The sequence below is a fragment of the Streptomyces sp. LS1784 genome, assembly GCF_020103755.1.
Classification (GTDB): domain Bacteria; phylum Actinomycetota; class Actinomycetes; order Streptomycetales; family Streptomycetaceae; genus Kitasatospora.
The window spans coordinates 1-1,174 of sequence record NZ_JAHSQD010001088.1; the positions used below are offsets into that span (position 1 = coordinate 1).

At 78.1% G+C, this 1,174-nt stretch carries 1 protein-coding gene; it reads right to left on the reverse strand.

Annotation, left to right across the window (positions count from 1 at the left end):
- Positions 1-235: 235 nt before the first annotated feature.
- The coding region (locus KS423_RS45840; protein WP_224285567.1) for an FAD-dependent oxidoreductase at positions 236-1,174 on the reverse strand (939 nt) is incomplete at its 5' end.

Genomic DNA, 1,174 nt, shown 5'->3' on the forward strand with positions numbered 1-1,174 from the left:
CGCCGGTGTGCCCGCGCCGAGCACCACGGACACCGCGACCGGCCACGCGGCGCCCGCCCGTTGCGGCGGGCCGCCGCGCAGCTTGCCGAAGCCGATCTCGCAGCCGGCCGGGAGCAGGATCCGATGACCGGTCAGGACAGGTGCCCCGGCACCCTGGCACACCGTCGGTCTGTCACCCCGGCAGACCGCTGGTGCGTCCGGGCACCTCGAAGGGCCCGGCAGTGGGCCCGGGCCGTCAGGCCGCCACCTCGGCCTCCCGGGCGTCGGCCGGAAGGCCGAGGTCGCTCAGCACCGCCTGCGCCGCCCGCCGCCCGGAGACCAGCGCGCCCTGCACGGTGCTGGTGTCCCGGTGGTCCCCGGCGACGTACAGCCCGGCCAGCAGCCGCACCGGGCGGCGGGGGTTGTGCGGCGGCGGCATCGCGGGCAGCGCGTCCGGGACGTGCCGCACGCCGAGGAACTGCCAGCCCGACGTCGAGCTGCCGTAGAGCTCGGTCAGCCGGGCCCGTACGGCCGGCTCCAGCCCGGCCGGGCCGCCCACGTCGAAGGCGCGGCGCCCGAGCACGGTGGTGGCGATCAGCGCCTGGCCGGCCGGGGCGTAGGACGGGTGCAGCTCGCTGAGCACCAGCGAGTGCGAGACCAGCGGCGGGTGCCCGTTCGGCCGGTCGCCGTCGAGCAGCAGGACGGCCTCGGCCAGCGGGGCGGCGTCGGCCGCGTGGTAGAAGGTCGTGACGGGATGGAAGTCCGGCAGCCGTAGCCCGGGCAGCAGTTCGGCGGCCGAGCGGGCGTCGGTCGCGACGATGACGGCCTGGGCGCCGATCCGCCCGTGCGCGAGGGTCTCCACGCCGTCCGCGGCGATCGAGGTGACCTGCACCCGGGTGCGGACGGTGCCGGCGGGCAGGGCGGCGGCCAGCTGGGCCGGTACTGCTGCGATCCCGTCGGCGGGCAGACAGGGCCGCCCGCGCGCGTACGAGCGCAGCACCAGGTCGGCGACCCGGCTGCTGGTGCCGAGTGCCGGATCGGAGAGCAGCGCGCTGAGCAGCGGGCGAAGGAAGCCGTCCACGGTGCGCTGGGCGAGGCCGTGCCCGGCCAGCGCGCGGGCGGTGGTGGTCTCCGGTCGGGTCGGGAGCCGGCCGACCGGGGTGGTGGCGAGCCGGCCGAGCCAGCCGGCCAGCCG